Annotated in this window: 17 protein-coding genes; 11 read left to right on the top strand and 6 right to left on the bottom strand. The window is 74.9% G+C overall.

Going from position 1 to position 17295, the window contains the following annotated elements; genetic code table 11:
• Positions 1-2: 2 nt before the first annotated feature.
• From AC0HI0_RS13690 to AC0HI0_RS13675, 4 genes are read right to left on the bottom strand one after another with little or no spacing between them, the layout of a single operon-like run.
• Positions 3-2498 carry a CHAT domain-containing protein gene (locus tag AC0HI0_RS13690; RefSeq protein ID WP_480932716.1) on the bottom strand — a complete coding sequence of 832 codons (2496 nt, stop codon included), beginning with the start codon at positions 2496-2498 and terminating at the stop codon, positions 3-5.
• 5 nt (positions 2499-2503) lie between these two features.
• Entirely contained in the window at positions 2504-2986 is a 483-nt protein-coding gene (locus AC0HI0_RS13685; protein ID WP_480932715.1) for a hypothetical protein, read from the bottom strand.
• Positions 2983-3594 carry an RNA polymerase sigma factor gene (locus AC0HI0_RS13680; RefSeq protein ID WP_480932714.1) on the bottom strand — a complete coding sequence of 204 codons (612 nt, stop codon included), beginning with the start codon at positions 3592-3594 and terminating at the stop codon, positions 2983-2985. Before AC0HI0_RS13680 ends, AC0HI0_RS13685 begins: the two co-directional genes overlap by 4 nt.
• The gene (locus tag AC0HI0_RS13675; protein WP_480932713.1) at positions 3575-5146 is read right to left on the bottom strand and encodes a S8 family serine peptidase; all 1572 of its coding nucleotides are present in this window, start codon (positions 5144-5146) and stop codon (positions 3575-3577) included. The genes AC0HI0_RS13680 and AC0HI0_RS13675 overlap by 20 nt, the downstream gene beginning before the upstream one ends.
• Positions 5147-5342: 196 nt before the next feature.
• Between AC0HI0_RS13675 and AC0HI0_RS13670 the strand changes: the two genes are divergently transcribed.
• The 8 genes from AC0HI0_RS13670 (at position 5343) to AC0HI0_RS13635 (ending at position 13627) form a co-directional block, all read left to right on the top strand.
• Positions 5343-7082 carry a LamG-like jellyroll fold domain-containing protein gene (locus tag AC0HI0_RS13670; protein WP_480932712.1) on the top strand — a complete coding sequence of 580 codons (1740 nt, stop codon included), beginning with the start codon at positions 5343-5345 and terminating at the stop codon, positions 7080-7082.
• A 64-nt stretch (positions 7083-7146) separates the two neighbouring features.
• A complete protein-coding gene (locus AC0HI0_RS13665; RefSeq protein WP_480932711.1) occupies positions 7147-7704 on the top strand; it encodes a CGNR zinc finger domain-containing protein in 558 nt (185 codons plus the stop codon).
• Entirely contained in the window at positions 7701-8150 is a 450-nt protein-coding gene (locus tag AC0HI0_RS13660) for a protein-tyrosine phosphatase family protein (protein ID WP_480932710.1), read from the top strand. Before AC0HI0_RS13665 ends, AC0HI0_RS13660 begins: the two co-directional genes overlap by 4 nt.
• A gap of 450 nt (positions 8151-8600) precedes the next feature.
• The gene (locus AC0HI0_RS13655; protein WP_480932709.1) at positions 8601-10445 is read left to right on the top strand and encodes an asparagine synthase-related protein; all 1845 of its coding nucleotides are present in this window, start codon (positions 8601-8603) and stop codon (positions 10443-10445) included.
• Complete coding sequence (locus AC0HI0_RS13650) at positions 10442-10702, top strand: lasso peptide biosynthesis PqqD family chaperone (protein WP_480932708.1); 261 nt, start codon at positions 10442-10444, stop codon at positions 10700-10702. Before AC0HI0_RS13655 ends, AC0HI0_RS13650 begins: the two co-directional genes overlap by 4 nt.
• On the top strand, positions 10699-11157 hold the full coding sequence (locus tag AC0HI0_RS13645) for a lasso peptide biosynthesis B2 protein (protein WP_480932707.1): 459 nt from the start codon (positions 10699-10701) through the stop codon (positions 11155-11157). The genes AC0HI0_RS13650 and AC0HI0_RS13645 overlap by 4 nt, the downstream gene beginning before the upstream one ends.
• A gap of 29 nt (positions 11158-11186) precedes the next feature.
• Entirely contained in the window at positions 11187-12977 is a 1791-nt protein-coding gene (locus tag AC0HI0_RS13640) for an ABC transporter ATP-binding protein (RefSeq protein ID WP_480932706.1), read from the top strand.
• Positions 12978-13072: 95 nt separating this feature from the next.
• Positions 13073-13627: a sugar O-acetyltransferase gene (locus AC0HI0_RS13635; RefSeq protein ID WP_480932705.1), complete on the top strand. Its 555-nt coding sequence runs from the start codon at positions 13073-13075 to the stop codon at positions 13625-13627.
• Between the two features lie 187 nt (positions 13628-13814).
• Here AC0HI0_RS13635 and AC0HI0_RS13630 read toward each other — a convergent pair whose 3' ends face one another.
• A complete protein-coding gene (locus AC0HI0_RS13630; RefSeq protein ID WP_480932704.1) occupies positions 13815-14033 on the bottom strand; it encodes a hypothetical protein in 219 nt (72 codons plus the stop codon).
• Between the two features lie 212 nt (positions 14034-14245).
• Between AC0HI0_RS13630 and AC0HI0_RS13625 the strand changes: the two genes are divergently transcribed.
• Positions 14246-15229 (top strand): AraC family transcriptional regulator, encoded by a 984-nt coding sequence (locus tag AC0HI0_RS13625; protein WP_480932703.1) that lies wholly within the window; start codon positions 14246-14248, stop codon positions 15227-15229.
• On the opposite strand, the gene AC0HI0_RS13620 is transcribed toward AC0HI0_RS13625, so the two are convergent.
• Complete coding sequence (locus tag AC0HI0_RS13620; RefSeq protein WP_480932702.1) at positions 15122-15991, bottom strand: NAD(P)-dependent oxidoreductase; 870 nt, start codon at positions 15989-15991, stop codon at positions 15122-15124. The genes AC0HI0_RS13625 and AC0HI0_RS13620 overlap by 108 nt on opposite strands.
• 96 nt (positions 15992-16087) lie before the next feature.
• Between AC0HI0_RS13620 and AC0HI0_RS13615 the strand changes: the two genes are divergently transcribed.
• Entirely contained in the window at positions 16088-16831 is a 744-nt protein-coding gene (locus AC0HI0_RS13615) for a polysaccharide deacetylase family protein (protein WP_480932701.1), read from the top strand.
• Positions 16832-16905: 74 nt separating this feature from the next.
• Positions 16906-17295 carry a hypothetical protein gene (locus AC0HI0_RS13610; protein WP_480932700.1) on the top strand — a complete coding sequence of 130 codons (390 nt, stop codon included), beginning with the start codon at positions 16906-16908 and terminating at the stop codon, positions 17293-17295.

Here is a 17295-nt window from a genome sequence, read left to right as displayed (position 1 = left end):
GGTCAGCCGCCCCAGCCGTGGCAGACGAACGGCATCAGCCACTGGTCCTCGGTGGCCTCGGCCAGCGCCTTGCCCGGCGGGACGCCCCGGGTCAGCGCGTGGTGGTAGGAGGTCATGACGTCCACGGCGGCGTGGTCGTCCACGCGGGCGACGCTGGAGACCACGGTGCGGCTGCCGCTGTAGAGCAGCGCGGCGGTGAAACCGAGGATCTCGTCGCCGGTCCGCACGACCGCCTGCCCGATGTCGCACGAGGACAGCACGACGTGGTCGGGCACGGCCGCGAGCTGGTGCACGTCGTGGGCCATCAGCGGCCCGTCGACCAGGTCGAGCCGGGAGAACAGGACGTTCTCCTGCTCGTGGTGGCCGTGCGAGGCGAAGTGCGCCAGGCCGCTGCGGTTGACCGCGTGCAGCGTGTTGGCCACGGTCGCGTCCGGGCCGTCCAGCACGGTGCTGTGCGGGTAGATCCGGGCCAGCCGGTGCACCTCGTCCGAGGAGTGCGCGAGGTTGGGGCCGCCGACCAGCAGCACCGGTCCGGGCGGCCGGACGGCGCGTTTCGCGGCCACCCAGGCGGACGGCGACGGGGTCACCGTGACCGGGCGGCCGCGCAGCGCGTCGAGCAGGCTCCACGGCATCGCGGACAGCGCCCCGGTGGGCACCAGCACCAGGTCGCGGTCGCCGACCGCGTCGAGCAGCGGGGTGAGCACGTGGTCGGTGACGATCGCCAGCTGTCGCCGGATCGAGGTGTGGATGACCCGTTCGATGGTGGCGGGCAGGCTGCGCCCGCACGCGGCGTCGAGGTCGCTGCGCAGCCGGGCGATGGCCTCGAACACGGTCCCCGGGTCGCCCAGCCCGAGCAGGTCGGCCTGCCGGTCGCCGATCACCTGGGCCAGCAGCCGGTCGCCGTGGGTCAGGAACACCACCATGGCCGCGTCCGCGTCCGCCAGTTCCGCCTTGACCTCGGCGAACCCGACCTCGGCGTGCCGTTCGCCGGAGCCGTCGGTGCGCCAGCCCTTGGCCCGGATCTCGCGCTCGATGTGCCGGGCCCGGCGCAGCGCGTCGAGGTCCTGGCTGCCGCGCAGCTCGGCGGTGCGCACCTCGGTGGCGGCCTGGCGCAGCTCGGCGACCGCGTCCACGGTCTGCCCGTCGGCGGGCGTGCGGACCGGCGGGAACCGGAACGCCTGCGCGCGGGAGCGTTCCAGCCAGCGGTAGACGACCTCCGGCCGGCCGTTCTCCAGCGCCGCCGCCAGACCGACCCGGGCCAGCTCGCCGCCCAGCGACGTGGTGCCGGTCTGCAGGTCGAGGCTGCCGAACCGGGCGCGGTGCTCGCGCAGCAGCTCCAGGCCGGCGTGCGCCTCGGTGAACGTGCGCCGCCGGTCGCCCTCGGCGGACCCGAGTTCGGCCAGCGCGAGCCGGCGCAGCAGCCGGTTGGCCAGCGGCGCGCCCGGCCGGTCCCGCCCGGCCAGCTCGCCGCGCGCGGCGGGCAGCCGGCCGCACGCGACGTACGCCCGCGCGGCCAGCAGCGCCGCCTCGTCGGCGTCGTTGCGCAGGCCCAGCGACCGCAGCCGCCCGGCCAGCCGGGACGCGGCGCGGGCCACCCGGACCGTGCCCCGGCCGGCGGTGAAGTCGGCGCGCAGCTCGGCGAGTTCGGCGACCCCGGCCCAGGTGTCGTTGCGCCGCCGCCGGAAGTGCAGCCGGGCGCGGGCCGCCCACCGCCGCGCGTCGCCCGGGTCCCCGGCGGCGAGCTTCGCCCGCGCCATGGTCAGCTCGGCCTCGGCGTGCTCGTGGCCCATCCGCAGCGCGGGGACCTGCCGCAGGAAGGTGTCCAGCTCGGTGGCCGCCTCGCTGGGCAGCCCCGCCGCGAGCAGCGCCCGCGCCCGGTCGCCCGCCAGCACCGCGAGCATCCCCTGGCCCTGCGCGGCGTAGACCTCGGCGGCGATGTCGAAGTCCCGCAGCGCGCCCGGGATGTCACCGGTCAGCACCCGGCACTGGCCCCGGCCGTGCACCGCTTTCGCGACCGTGCGCGGCATCCCGTCGTCGGCTCCGAGCGAACCGCCGATCCGGGCGCACAGGTCGAGGTCGGCCAGCGCGAGCCGCACCCGGCCCGCGATCTGGTGCAGCATCCCCCGGTTGAGCAGCACCCGGGCCAGCGCCGCCTGCTTGTCGGTGCGCCGCAACCGCTGGATCGTGTCGTCGAACAGCGCCAGCGCGTCGTCCAGCCGGCCGGTCATCAGGAACACCAGGGCCCGCTGGGACAGCAGCAGGTGCCGGTCGTCCGGCGCCACCACCTGCTCGGCGTCGTCCAGCAGCTCCAGCGCGCGGTCGGTGTTGCCCTGCGCCACCTCGGCGGCGGCCAGCGTGCCGAGCATCCGCGCGGTCTGCGACGGGGTCGCCTCGGCGAGCCGCAGCGCGTCCCGGAGCCGACGCGCCCCTACCGCGGGCCGACCGCTGTTGATCTCCTCGATCGCGCGCTCATGCAGTGTCCGCACACGGTCGCTCACCGGGCCTATAGTGTCATTGTCGGTGTGCTTACGGCACCGGTCCGCCCTTCTGGTCGGATCACGAACTGCATCAGGCCCGAGGGCACGCTGTCCAGCGAGAACCGGCCTTCCTCGTCGGAGCGGGTCCGCAGCGGGCCGGCCGCGGTGCGCACCTCCACCGGGTGCGCGGCCGGCGGCGAGATCCACCCGTCGATGCGCACCGTGCCGTCGCCCCGCGCCTGCACGTTGACCAGGAAGTCGAGCGTCTCCCCGGTGAACGTGATCAGCCGGGACCGCACGTCGCCGCGCGCGCCGGCGAGTTCGTGGTGCTCGGCGATCCGCACCACCTCGACGTCGACCTCCTCCAGCTGCACGGCGAACCGCACCAGGTCGACCAGGTCGCCGGGCACCGGGTCGAGCGACTCGTACATCCACCGGACCTCGCGCAGCACGAGCGAGTCCAGCTCGTCGAGTTCGCCGCGCGGGCTGTCCGGGTCGGTCGGGGTCACCGCCAGCTCCCCTCTTGGTCGGCGAGGAGCTGTTTGCGCAGCTGGGCCAGGCACCGGCCGCGAGTGGGGCCGATGCTGCCGCGCGGCATCCCGAGCGCGGCGCTGATCTCGGAGTACTCGGCGCGGCCGACGAAGGCCACCACACGCAGCAGTTCGCGGCAGCGGTGCGAGAGCTTGCCGACCGCCTCCCACAGGCGGATCCGCCGGTCGGCGAACACCGCCTCCTCGTCCGGTCGCGGACCGGGGTCGGGCAGTTGGTCGTCGGGCGCGACGCCGATCAGGTCGTGGCCGCGCTGTTCGTCGCGCAGGCTCCACGACGCCCGCTTGGTCACCGTCACCAGCCACGCGGTCAGCGCGCGCGGCGACTGGATGTCGGCCATCGAGCCGAGCAGCCGCAGCCACGCGGTCTGCACCGCGTCGGCGGCCCGCTCGCGGTCCAGGCCCTGGGCCCGCGCCACCTGCCACAGCACCGGGGTCAGCACCTCCACGATCCGGCCGAGCGCCGCCCGGTCGCCGTCCCGGGCGGACTCGAACAGGCCGGCAAGCCCCTCGTAGTCGTCGAAGGGCTTGCCGTCCGCCTGCCGGCGGTCAGACCTCGTACTGCTCATAGCAGCGCTCCAGCGCCGCCCACGCCCGCTTGATCACCGTCTCCTGGTCGACCGCGGCCAGGCTCAGCCCGGTGTCCGCCGCCGCCACGTCGATCAGCGCGTTCGCCACCGCCGCCGCGGCCAGCGGGGTGGCGAAGGAGGTGCCGTCCCACACCGCGAACCCGCTGCGGAAGTCGTCCGGGTCCAGGCCGCTGCGGTGCGCGTCGGCCAGTTCCGGCTGGCGCGGCCCGCTCACGTCGGTGGGGAACGTGCTCACCACGCCCGCGCCGGTGGCCCAGCAGGTGACCCACGCGCCGTCGTTGGAGAAGCCCGCCTTGGTGGCGTTGGGGTTCAACGCCCCCACGCTGATCACGCCGGGGCCCGCGCCGGGCAGGTCCGGCAGGTCGGCGAACGCCGCCGGGTAGAACCGCCTGCTGGTGGAGTTGTTGCCGGACGCGGCCAGCACCAGCACGCCCTGCTCGGTGAGCCGGCGCACGACCTCGGCCAGGTGCGTGGTGTAGACGGCGTCGGCCGGCGACTCGTCGAGGTAGCCCAGCGACAGCGACACGACGTCGACCATGTCCGCCGGCCGGTCCTCGCGCCGGGCCCGGTCGACCCGGCGGGAGATCTCCTCCAGCGCGGCGATCACGTCCGAGCCGTAGGCGACGCCGTCGCTGTGCATGACCCGCACGGCGAGCACGTCGGCGCTCGGCGCGGCCTGCCGGATGATGCCCGCGATGAACGTGCCGTGCCCGGTGTTGCTGTCGACGTCGCGGATCAGGTGGTCCGAGACGACCGGGCTGTCCCAGTAGTCCAGCAGGGACGGCTCGGCGACCGCCTGGTCCCGGATCGCCCGCTGGGCCTCGTCCAGCACGGAGATGAAGCCGTCGGCCGGCGGCGGCGCGGACCGGTCGGCGATGCCGAACCACGGGTGCGGCCCGATGCCGGAGTCCAGCAGCGCCACCACGGGCCGCCGGGTGAGCCGCTCGCCGAGTTCGGCCCGGCGCGGCGGCGCGGCGGCCATCGCGACCGGCACGCGCGACGAGCCGGACGGTGAGCGGCGGTAGGAGCCGTCCACCTGGTCGCTGTTGGTGTCCCACGGCGTGCCGGTGATGGTGACCGCGCTGAACACCAGGTGCTCCAACGAGATCCGCCGCACCAGGTCGTGGTCGAGCGCGTCGCCGGCCGCGGCCCGCAGCCGTTGCAGCGCGGCCCACGAGTCGACGTCGTGGTCGCGCCCGGCCAGCGCGCGCAGCACGACCGGCCGTGCGCTCCCGCCGCCCCCGGTCCCGGGGACCGCCAAGTCGTACCCGGCGTCGTTGAGCACGCCCCGCACCGCGTCCATCGCGGTGCCGTCGCACAGCACGTCGTCGGGGATGAGCAGCACCCTCGGCCGGTACGCCGTCGACCGCGGCGGGGTCCCGCCGGACGCCTCGACCCGGTCCGGGTCGAGCACGCGCCCTTCGTGCCGGTCGAGCAGCTCGGCCGGCACCCGCAGCTTCGCCGCGGTCTCGTAGTCGGTTCCCCCCGCCCGTGGTGCGCCCAGCCGCCTTCGGATGAACTGGATCGCCACTAAGCCCCTCCTGTCTCGCGGTGACACCTTCCCCCGTCCCCGCCTGACACGTGTGCCGTTCGGTCCTCTCCAATACCTCCGGGTGATAACAAAAAGGTAACGGGCGTGGGTGGCGCGAAAGGCGACCGGCAGTTAGTGAGGAAGGTTCATGTCCGGTTCGCCGCCCGTTGGCGGAGCCTGCCTACTGTCCCGGCCCATGACCACCCGCCGCACGTTTCTGCTGGGTACCGGGGCCGCCGCCGCCGGCACGCTGGTCGCGACGACCGCCGCCGCACCGGCCTCCGCCGAGCCCGAGACCCGGTCCACCCGCCCGGACGCCGACCGCGACCGGTTCGCCATCGCGGTCATCCCGGACACCCAGTACCTGTTCGACCGCGATCGCGGCAACGCCGAGCCGCTCGACGCCGCGCTGCGGCACCTGGTCAACCGGACCTCGGCGGACAACATCGTGTTCACCGCGCACCTGGGCGACCTCACCGAGAACGGCCTCAAGAGCGAGATCGAGGACGTCGGCCGGTCGTTGCGGGCGCTGGACCGGCGGCGGGTCGGGTACAGCGTGCTGGCCGGCAACCACGACCTCGACTCGCGCACCGACGACCAGCGCGGGCGCACGCCGTACCTGGACGAGTTCGGGCCGCGCCGGTTCCGCGAGTCGCCGACCTTCCGCGGCGCGAGCCCCGACGGCTACAACAGCTGCCACGTGTTCCGCGCGGCCGGCCGGGAGTGGCTGGTGCTCGCCCTGGACTGGCGGATGTCGGACAAGGGCTTCGCGTGGGCCCGCGACGTGCTGGCCAAGCACCCCAAGCTGCCGGCCGTGCTGACCACGCACGAGTTCGTCTACGCGGGCGACGGGGGCAAGGCCGAGCTGTCGGACTACGGCCGCCGGCTGTGGGAGAACCTGGTCAAGGACCACGACCAGATCTTCCTGACCCTCAACGGCCACTTCTGGCCGCCCGCCCGGTCGGTGCTGACCAACGCCGCCGGCAACGACGTCCACGTGCACATCACGAACTACCAGGACCGCTACTACGGCGGCAGCGCGATGATCCGGCTCTACGAGTTCGACCTGGCCCGCAACACCATCGACGTGCGCACGTACTCGCCGTGGCTGGCCGGCAAGCGGTCGCTGAACACGTTGGAGCGCAGGGAGGTCGAGCTGACCGGCGACGCCGACCGGTTCAGCGTGCCGATCGACTTCGAGAAGCGGTTCGCCGGTTTCGCGCCGGTCCCGGTCCGCCCGGAGCGGCCGGTGCGGCAGCTGCTCGTGCCCGGCACGGTCGCGTACTGGCGGGCCGACTCGCTCAAGGACCTGTCCGGCAACGGCAACGACCTGCGCCAGGTCGGCACGCTCACCGCGACCACCGACCACCACCGCGATTCGCCCAGCCGCGCCAGCAGGTTCTTCGGCAAGGAGGGCTACCTGTCCACGGTGGACAAAGCCCCGATGAACCGGATGACCTTCGAGCGCGGCTACACCGTCGAGGCGTTCATCAAGCTGCCCGCGGGTTTCAACCACCCGTGGTGCGGCCTGCTGACCAAGCTCGCGCCCGGCGCGGCGGCCGGCAAGACCGGCGACGACCCGAAAGAGCCGCTGTGCACGCTGAACGTCGCGGGCGGCGGCGGGTTGCAGTGGGCGGTGTTCCCGAAGAACCGCAACGAGATGTCCACCAACTGGGGCCACGAGATGGCCGAGGACACCTGGTGGCACGTCGCCGTGGTCAACGACGGCCGGCGCACCAAGCTCTACGTCGAGGGCTCCGAGCTGCTGCGCAACCCGTCGACGCCGGCCACCGGCATCGCCACGGCGAACGACCCGTGGCTGGTCGGCGCGTACGCGTACGACCGGATCGTGGAGAAGTCGTTCCACGGCTGGCTCGGCGAGGTGCGGATCGTGGACCGGGCGCTGCCGGTCGACCGGTTCCTCACCGCGCGCTGACGGTCGCGAAGATCGATCGGTAAGGGTTATAGTCCTCCCAGAAAGATTACTGGGAGGGGTGTTCGTGGACGTGTCCATCGGCGACTACCCGGCCGGGGCGGCGTTGGCGACCGACCTGGTCACCACGTCGCCCACGGTCCGGGGCGTCGACGCGCTGCCGGACCCGGCGGCCCTGGCCGACCTGCTCGCCCGGCACGGGATCGCCGGCGCGACGCCCACCGCCGACGACGTCTTCGCGGTCCGGCTGCTGCGCTTCGACGTGCGCGGCATCGTGGAGACCGAGACCGAGGAGCAGGCCGTCGCGGGCGCGGGCGTGCTGATCGGCCGGGCCGGGCTCGGGCCCGTCCTGCGCCGCGACGCCGAGCGGCGCTGGCAGTGGCACGTCCCGACGAGACCGGGCGCGCCGCTGGCCGACCGGCTCGCGGCGGTCGTCGGCGTGGCGCTGCTGGGCGTGGTCCGCTCGCTGGGCCACGACCGGTTCCGCGCGTGCGCCGCGCCGGGCTGCCGGGGCGTGTTCGTCGACGCCAGCCGGGCCGGCCGCCGCCGGTACTGCACGCCCGACCTGTGCGGGAACCGGGTCAACGTGGCCAACCACCGCAGGCGCCGGGCGGTGACCGGATGAGCGCCCCACCGCTGACCGGGGCCACCGAACTGCCCGACGGCACGCTGGTCCGGGGCCGGGGTCTGCGCCGGCCGCGCCCGGCGGGCCCCGTCCCCGGCTACGGCCTCTACCTCGGCACGGACCGGCTGCGCGCGCTGCACGACGACGGCCTGGCCTGGCCGCGCGAATGGCTGGACTGGCCGGACTTCCGGCTCCCGCGCGACCGGGACCTGGCGGTCCGCCGGATCCGCGCCCTGCACGACCGGGCCCGGTCCGGCGAGGCCGTCGAGGTGGCGTGCAACGGGGGCGTGGGGCGCACCGGCACGGTCCTCGCGTGCTTGGCCGTGCTCTCCGGCGTCGCCCCGGCCGACGCCGTCGCGTGGACCAGGGAGCACTACCACCGCAGCGCGGTCGAAACCCCGTGGCAGCGGCGGTGGGTGGCGAAGTTCCCCGTCGCGGACTCCTGAGCGCCTGTCCACTGTGGACCGATGTCGGCGGGTGCGGCGCGACCGCCGGCCGGCCGGGAGCGCCCGGTACCGACTCGTGCGGGCCCCGGTCGTCACCCACCGCACGGCAGGGGGAGTTCTGACCCTTAAGGCTGCCTCGATCTTCGCGTTCGGTCATGGAACGGGAGCTGGTGGGCACTTCACGGTGAACGCACCGCACGAAGGTGTGGACGGTCCGGCAGGTGGTTCTGCCGATCACCACCGTGTGCCACGGTGATGTCCCGGAACTGCCTCGGTGAAAGGACTTTGGCCATGCGAACCAAGCCGGCGAGCTACACCAAGCCGCAGCTGGTGCGGGTCGGCGCGTTCTCCGGACCGACCCTCGGCCTCGGCGGACCCCGGCGGGACTCCCGTCGCGGCCGGCAGCGCTGACCGGTCGCGGTGCCGGCGGGTGACCGAGGGGAAGGTGCGGTGAGCACGAGTTCTCCCGATCGCGCTCGCGGCGAGGAGTGGTTCGTCGTCCTGCCCGACGACGAGGGCGCCCTCGCCGCGTTCGCGTCGCTGTGCACGGGCCCGTTCACGGTCGCCCGGAAGCTCGACCACCCCTCCGGGCGGCCGTGGCTGGTCGGCCGCTGGGACCCGCGCGACCTGCTCGTGGGCACCGCCGGGCGGACCCGGGTGGCCGTGCTGGGCTGCTGCCCGGCGTCGGCCGACGAGATCGGGGCCATCGCGCGGCGCACCACCCACCCGCTCGACCTCGACCCGGTGGCGCGCTCCCTGGCGGGCAGCTTCCACCTGGTCGCCAGCGTCGACGGCGCGGTCCGCGCGCAGGGCACGGCCTTCGGCGTGCGACGGGTGTTCCACGCCCGCGTCGGCGGGGTGGAGGTGGCCGCCGACCGCGCCGACGTGCTCGCCCGGCTGGCCGGCTCCGGGGTCGACGAACGGCGGCTGGCGTCGTGCCTGATGTTCCCGCAGGCACCGCCGGCCGTGGCCGGGGTGCCGCTGTGGCACGGGGTCGCGGCGGTGCCCGAGGACCACTGCCTGCTGCTGTCCCGGCGCGGGCGGGCGCGGACCGTGCGCTGGTGGCGTCCACCCGAGCCGACGTCGTCGCTGCGCCGGGGAGCGCCCGTGCTGCGCGCGGCGCTGACCGGCGCGGTGGCCGCGCGGGTGGCGTCGAGGCCGGTGGTCAGCGCCGACCTGTCCGGCGGCGTCGACTCGACCGCGGTGTGCTCGCTGGCCGCCGCCAAGGTGGGCCGGCTGCCCGCGTTCACCGTCGTCAGCCCGGATCCGGCCGACGACGACGGCCGGTGGGCCGCGATCGCCGCCGCCGGGCTGCCCTCGGTGCGGCGCGTCGTCGTGACCGACGACGACCTCCCCGGGCCCTACAGCGGGATCCTCGACCGGGCGGCGGCCCGGGACGAGCCGTACCCGGACACCCACGTGCGTGCCGAGGACGTCGCACGTTCCCGCCTGCTGACCGCGCACGGCTCCCACCTGCACCTGTCCGGCGAAGGCGGCGACGAGGTGCTGCACGCGCCGTGGAGCTACCTGCCGGAACTCCTCCGCCGTGACCCGAGGCTGGCCTACGCGCACGTGCGCGGCCACCAGGCGCTGCGCAACTGGTCGTGGGCGCACGTGCGGTGGTTGCTCACCGCACCGCGTGACGAGCGGCGCGTCCTGCTGGCGCGGGCACGTGCGCTCACCACGCCGGAGGACCGCCGCCGGGACAGCTTGCGGCTGCCCCCGTGGGCGACCCCGGACGCCGTGGACGCCGCCCGGGAACTGCTGCACCGGGCCGCCGCCGACGTGGACCCGGGCGCGCGTGGCGGCGCGCTGGAGGACAACGTGCGGCTGGCGCGCCACAGCGGCCGGGTGGTCCGCGGTTCCGCCATCGCCGCCGCGGCGCACGGACTCCCGGTGGCCGCGCCGTTCCTGGACGACCGCGTGGTGGAGGCGTGCCTGGCCGTGCGGCCGGAGGAGCGCACCACCCCGTGGCGCTACAAACCGCTGCTGGCCGAGGCCCTGCGCGGCGTCGTCCCGGAGCGGTCGCGGTCGCGCGCCACCAAGGGCGGCACCACGCCGGAGTACGCCGCCCTGCCCCGCTACCGCGCGGACCTGCTCGCCCTGTGCGAGGACTCCCGGCTGGCCGCCCTCGGCCTGGTCGACGTCGACCGGCTGCGGGCGGAGCTGACCGGGATCTGGCTCGCCGACGCCACGCCGATCATGGTCGAGCAGACCATCGGCTGCGAGCGCTGGCTGCGGGACCTGGAGCACACCGGCTTCCCCACGACCCTCCTGACTGGAGTGCCCGGATGACACTGCGGCTCGCGGACCACGTGTCCCTGACCGAGACCGAGGACGGCGCGGTGCTGCTCGACGAGCGCACCGGGCGCTACTGGCAGCTCAACACCACGGGCTCGGCGGTGCTGCGCACCATGCTCGACGGCGGCGACCGGCGCGACGCCGTCGAGGTGCTGCTGAAGCTGGACGGCTGCGAGGCGTCGAGCGTGGGCGCGGACGTCGCCGAGGTCGTGGAGCACCTGCGCTCGGCCGGACTGGCGGTGCCCCGGTGACCACTCCCGCCGCGCTGCCCGCCCGGACCCGGCGGGCGGGCGCCGGCCGCCGGGCGGTCGGCTGGGCCGTGACGGTGGTGGCGCGCGGGCTGTCCGCGCTGCCGCCCCGGTGGATCAGGTCGGTGCTGGCGGTCGTGCGCTCCCGGGCCCGACCGGCGAGCTACGCCGAGGCGGAAGCCGCCCGCGACACCGTGACGGCGGTCAGCCTGCGCTGCGCGGGGGCGGGCTGCCTGCCGCGCTCGATCGCCACCGCCCTGCTGTGCCGGCTCGGCGGCGCCTGGCCGACGTGGCGGGTCGGGGTGCGCACCGCGCCGTTCGCCGCGCACGCCTGGGTCGAGGCCGAGGGCCGCCCGGTCGGCGAACCGCCGGGCACCGAGCGCCTGCACGTGCTGATGACCGTCCCGCACGCCGGGACCGCCCGCGCACCGGTCCGGGGCGGCCCGGCCGGCCGCTGAACCGCCCCCGACGGACAGGACCACCGCCGATGACGGTCGTCGCACCGACCGACCACGCACCCGCGTCCGCGCCGGACGGGCCGCCGCCCACCCGCGTGGGGCCGCGCCACCTGCTCGCGGCCACCCGGGGCCACCGCCGCGGCATCGCCGTCGCCCTCTCGCTGACCCTGCTCGGCGCCGCGCTGGGCCTGGTCCAGCCGCTGGTGGCGATGCGGACCATCGAGTCGGTGTCCACCGGCGGCCCGGTCGGGTGGCTGCTCGCGCTGCTCGCGGTGGTGTTCGTGGCGGCGGCGGTGATCGACACCCTCGGGCGGTACTGGCTGGAGCGGGCCGGCGCGGGCGTCGTGCTCGACCTGCGGATCCGCCTGGTCGACCGCCTGCTGCGGCTGCCGATGCGGCTCTACGACCGGCACCGGGTCGGCGACCTGCTGGCCCGCGCCACCACCGACACCACGCTGCTGCGCGACGCGATCGCCTACGACCTGGTCGACCTGGTGTCCGGGGTGTTCGTCGTGGTCGGCGGGATGGCGGCGATGCTGTGGCTGGACCCGCTGCTGTTCCTGATCGTCGCGGTCGTGGTCGGCGGCATCGGCGGGGTGACCCTGTTCGTGCTCAGCGGCATCCGGGACGCCACCGGCAGCGCGCAGGACGACCTGGGCCGGATGTCGGCCGAGCTGGAACGCGCGCTGACCGCCATCCGCACTGTCCGCGCGATGCGGGCCGAGGACCGGGAGAAGGAGCGGATCGCCGAGTGCGCGCGCCGCAGCTACCGGCAGAACCTGCGGGCCGCCCGGCTGGACTCGGTCGCCGGCCCCGCCGTCACGCTGTCCGCGCACGGCTCGCTCATCGTGGTGCTGGTGGTCGGCGGCACGCGGGTCGCCGAGGGCCACCTGACCCTCGCCGAGCTGGTGGCGTTCCTGCTCTACGTCAGCTACCTCGCGCTGCCGGCGGCCGGCCTCTTCGAGATCGCCGCCACCCTCCAAAGAGGACTGGCCGCGCTCCAGCGGGTGCACGACCTGACCGAGCTGCCGGTGGAGACCGACCACCCGGCCGGCCGGGGCGCGCCCGCCGGCCCGCCGACCGGGGGCACCGTCCCGGACGGCCCGCGCCCGGCGCTCGAACTGCGCGACGTCTGGTTCGGCTACCGGCCCGACCGGCCGGTCCTGCGCGGCGTCACCTTCACCGTCCCGCAGCGCGGCCACGTGGCGCTGGTCGGCGGCTCCGGCGCGGGCAAGTCCACGCTGTTCGCGCTGGTCGAGCGGTTCTACGACCCGGACCGGGGCACCATCCTGCTCGACGGCCGCGACCTGCACGCCGACCTGACCACCGCGCGGGCCAGGGCGTTGCTGGGCCTGGTCGAGCAGACCTCGCCCGTCCTGCACGGCACCCTGCGCGAGAACGTCGCCTACGCCGTACCCGACGCGTCCGAGCGGGACATCCACCGGGTGCTCGCGATGGCCAACCTGACCGGGCTGGTCGACCGGCTGCCCGACGGCCTGGACACCCCGGTGGGCGAGCACGGCGGCATGATCTCCGGCGGCGAGCGGCAGCGCCTGGCCATCGCCCGCGCCCTGCTGCCGCGCCCCCGCCTGCTCCTGCTCGACGAGCCGACGGCCCACCTCGACGCCGCGAACGAAGCCGCGTTCGCCCGCACCGTCGGGCAGGTCTCCGCCGAGTGCGCGCTGCTGGTGATCGCCCACCGCGACACCACCGTGCGGCTCGCCGACACCGTCGTCGTCCTCGACGGTGGCGTGGTCGTCGCGATCGGCCCGTACGACGAGGTGGCGCACCGGGTCGCCGCCGTCCACGACCCGTCCTGACGGGCCGCCCGCCGTTCGTCGGTGATCAGCGGACGTCCTCCCACCGTATCGTCGAATCGTCGGGTGGGTGCTTTCGCTCCGGAGGGGACGGCCGCGTGGGTGAGCAGAAGGAACGGATGTCGCGGGGCGAGTGGTACCTGGACGAGCCGGACCTGGCCGAGGAGCGCCGCGACTGCGGGCGCGCGCTCGACCGGTTCAACGCGACGGGAGCGGACGACGACGCCGAACGCCGTAGGATCCTGGCCGACCTGTTCGCCGGGTTCGGCCCCGGATCCGTTGTGCTGCCCCGGTTCCAGTGCAGCTACGGTTCGCTGATCACCATCGGGGCGAACAGCTTCGTCAACAACGACGCCATCTTCATGGACGACGCCCGGATCACGATCGCCGACGACGTCCGCATCGGACCCCGCGCCCAGCTGCTCACCGCGCTGCACCCGGTGCGGGACCACGAACGCCGTCGCGCCGGCTGGGAACGGCCGGCGCCGATCGCCATCGGCGACAACGCCTGGCTCGGCGGCGGTGTCATCGTCTGCCCGGGTGTGAGCATCGGCGAGAACACCGTCATCGGCGCCGGCAGCGTGGTGGTCCGCGACGTGCCGGACCACGTGCTCGCGGCGGGCAACCCGGCGCGGATCATCCGACGACTGTGACTTCTCCCTCGTGCGAAGCCAAGTCGGGCCCGTGCTCCTCCTCTCCGCCCCGCCCCGCCGCACGCCGGGCGGCGGCGTGCGGCGGTCCGGGCCTCATCCCTGAAGAGGGCCGGACCGCCTCGCCGGATACCCGCGCCGGGCGGCGCGAGCCCGCCCCGGCACGGGACTTCCGGCAGGTGCCGTCGGATCAGGTCACGGGTAACTGGAAGAACACCAGGTAGAGGAGTACCAGCAGACCGATCACCCCCACCGTGGCGCGGACGAGTTGCCGCATCCACTCGCCGAAGTTGCGGCCGAGGCGGCTGCGGGAGTGGGAGAAGTAGGCGTGGGCCTCGCTGGCGCTGTTGAGGCGGGTACCGACCAGCAGCCCCGCGCCGAGGACGAGCAGCACGACGAACGTGGACACAATCAACCTCTTCCGGATGACGATCGGCTGGACCGCGAGCCGTGCGGTGGAGCCCGCACGGCCGCGTGACGACCGCTCGGACACGGCCGGGGGACACCGTCGTCCAGGGACCTGTGGCCCGATCAGGGGAGCCACGCCGGGGATGGCGTCGGATGGGAAGTCGACGCCACGGTCGACACCTCGCCTAGTCTGACCCGCATCGGGAGGCTGCTATGCGTAATTTCGCGGTGTCGGGGCAGAAGACCCCCCTGATGTCGGGTATCGGACATGCCGCGCGGTTGAGGTTCGGCGGCGGTGCGGCCGGCATCGAGCGGATGGAGGCGGCGCTGGTCGGCACGGCGTTCGAGCCGCACCGGCACGACACGTACGCGATCGGCGTGACGCTGGCGGGCGTGCAGACCTTCCGCTACCGGGGCGAGCAGCGGCACTGCCTGCCGGGGGAGTGGCACGTCCTGCACCCCGACGAGCCGCACGACGGCGCGGCGGGCACCGAACTCGGGTTCGGCTACCGGATCCTCTACCTCGACCCGAACCTGGTGCAGGACGCGCTCGGCGGCAGGCCGCTGCCGTTCGTCGCCGATCCGGTGATCCGACCGGACCGGGTGGGCGCGGCCGTGGCGAACTGGTTGCGGCACATCGACGACCCCCTGGACGAGGTGGAGGCCGCCGAGATCACCGCGGCGGTCGCGGACCTGCTGCGCGCGCACTCCGCCGAGCCCGCGCCGGGCCGGGGCAGGCTCGACCTGGACGCGGTGCGCCGGGTGCGGGCGCTGCTGTCGGACGACTTCGCGCACCGCCACCGCGCCGCCGACTTCGAGCGGGTGTCCGGACTGGACCGGTGGGCGGTGGCCCGCCAGTTCCGGGCCGCGTTCGGCACCAGCCCGACCCGGTTCCGCACGATGCGCCGGCTCGACGCGGCCCGGCGGCTGATGGGCGCGGGCGCGCCGCCGGCGGAGGCGGCGGTGGCCGTGGGCTTCGCCGACCAGAGCCACCTCACCCGGATGTTCAAGCGCGCCTACGGGGTGACGCCGGCGGTGTGGATCGCGGCCGTGCGCGGCGGGGAGCGCGGAGCCCGCCGGGGTGGCGGGTCACGTGCGCGCGCGGATGGCGTGCACCACGGCGGCCATGTCCTCCTTCCCGTGGCCGAGCGCGACGGTCTCGCCGAACAGCGCGTGGCAGACGTCCAGCAGCGGTGACGCGACGCCGGCCGCGCGGGCGGCCTCGGCGATCAGCCGGTTGTTCTTCAGCACGTCGGTGGCGGCGGCCTGCACGGCGAACTCGCCCGCCAGCAGCTTCGCCGCCTTGGCCCGCGACACCGAGGACGCCATCGGGCCGGCGTCGAGGATGCGGGTCAGCACGGCCGGGTCCAGCGCGTTCGCCTCGGCGAACCGGTACGCCTCGGCCAGGCCGGTGACCATGGTGATCAGGAACAGGTTGACCGCGAACTTCATCAGCAGCGCGCCCGGCACCGGCCCGCAGTCGACCACCTCGGCGCACATCGGCGCGAGCAGCGGCCGGACCCGGGCCACGTCGGCGTCCGCGCCGGACACCATCGCGACCAGCGCGCCCTGCTCGGCCGGCCCGCGCGAACCGGACACCGGCGCCTCGACGTAGGCGCCGCCCGCGCCGGCCACGTCGCGGCCGAGCGCGTCCGAGTAGTCGGCGGGCATCGTGCCCATCTGCACGACCGTCCGCCCGCGACAGCGCGCGCCGAACCGCGCACCGCCGCGATCGAGCACCGCGTCCACGGCCGCCTCGTCGGCGAGCATCAGGAACACGACGTCGGCCTGCGTGAACACCTCGTCGGGCCCGTCGGCGACGTGCGCGCCCGCGTCGGCGAGCGGGCCGGACCGGTCGGCGGTGCGGTTCCAGACGGTGAGCGGGACGCCCGCGCGGGCGAGGTTGAGGGCCATGGGCTGTCCCATGACGCCCAGTCCGATGAATCCGAGTTCGACCACGCCGGAGTTCTAGCCGCCGGCGGCCCGCCGGGTCTTGAACGATTGTGCGCGGAGCACCGGGCGCGGTCACGGATCGTGATCCGCCAGGATGGCCCGATGCGACTGCTACCCCGCACCCCGAGGGCACGTCGGTGGACGGTGGTCCTGGTGGCCGTGGTCGTGCTGGTGCCGTTGTGCGGGGTCGGGCTGACGGCGCTGGCCAACGCGCGGACCTTCCAGCTGTTCGGCGAGATCGTGAACCGGGTGGAGACCGGGCGGAAGGTGGTCGCGCTGACCTTCGACGACGGCCCCGACCCGGCGGGCACCCGGCCGATGCTCGACGTGCTGGCGGTCAAGGGCGTGCGCGCCACGTTCTACCTGACCGGCCGCGAACTCGCCGCGCACCCGGAACTGGGCGAGGCGATCGCCCGCGCGGGCCACGAGATCGGCAACCACTCGTACTCGCACGAGCGGATGGTGTTCGTGACGCCGTCCTTCGTGGCCGAGGAGGTCGAGAAGACCGACGAGCGGATCCGCGCCACCGGCTACACCGGCGAGATCACCTTCCGCCCGCCCAACGGCAAGAAGCTGGTCACCCTGCCGCACTACCTGTCCGAGCACGGCCGCAAGACGATCACGTGGGACGTGGAGACCGACTCCGCCGGCGAGCAGCCCGCCACCGGCGCGGAGTTGGCGCGGCGGACCGCCGAGCAGGTCCGGCCGGGTTCGATCGTGCTGCTGCACGGCATGTACCCGGGTCGCGCGACGACCAGGGACGCGATCGGCCCGCTCATCGACCGGCTGAGCGGACAGGGCTACCGCTTCCTCACGGTCGCCGAATTGCTCGCGTCGGCGGGCTGAGGGGCCCGCTCCGGTCCGCCGCCGGGCGACGCCCGGCTGACGGCCGGTGATCATCCGGAACGTAGGGTTGCCCCATGAGCGGATACACGGACGAGGAGAGCCGGACTCTGCGCACGGCGGTCTACGGCGCGATGGTGCTCGTGTCGGTGGCCGAGGAAGGCGCGCTGGACCAGGAGAGCCACGCGGGCATCCGGGCGATGGCGGCCCTGCCGCCGGGGGTGCGCGCCGCCGTCGACTCGGGCGCGCCGCAGCTGCCGGCGGGATCGGTCGAGGACGTGGAGGCCGGCGTGCTGGCGGCGTTGCGCGGGTCGGTGGCGTTGCTGGCCGCGCGGTCCCCGGAGGAGGCCGACGCGTTCGTGCTCGCCGTGGTCGGGATGTGCGAGCGGGTCGCGTCGGCGGACGGCGAGGTGGGCCGGGAGGAGAGCGCGGTGGTCGGCCGGGTCCGCGCCGCGCTGCGCCGCTGA

Source organism: Saccharothrix sp. NBAS 001 (assembly GCF_056640475.1).
The sequence above is the reverse complement of the archived record's forward strand: the minus strand, read 5'-3'. Positions and strand labels throughout refer to the sequence as shown.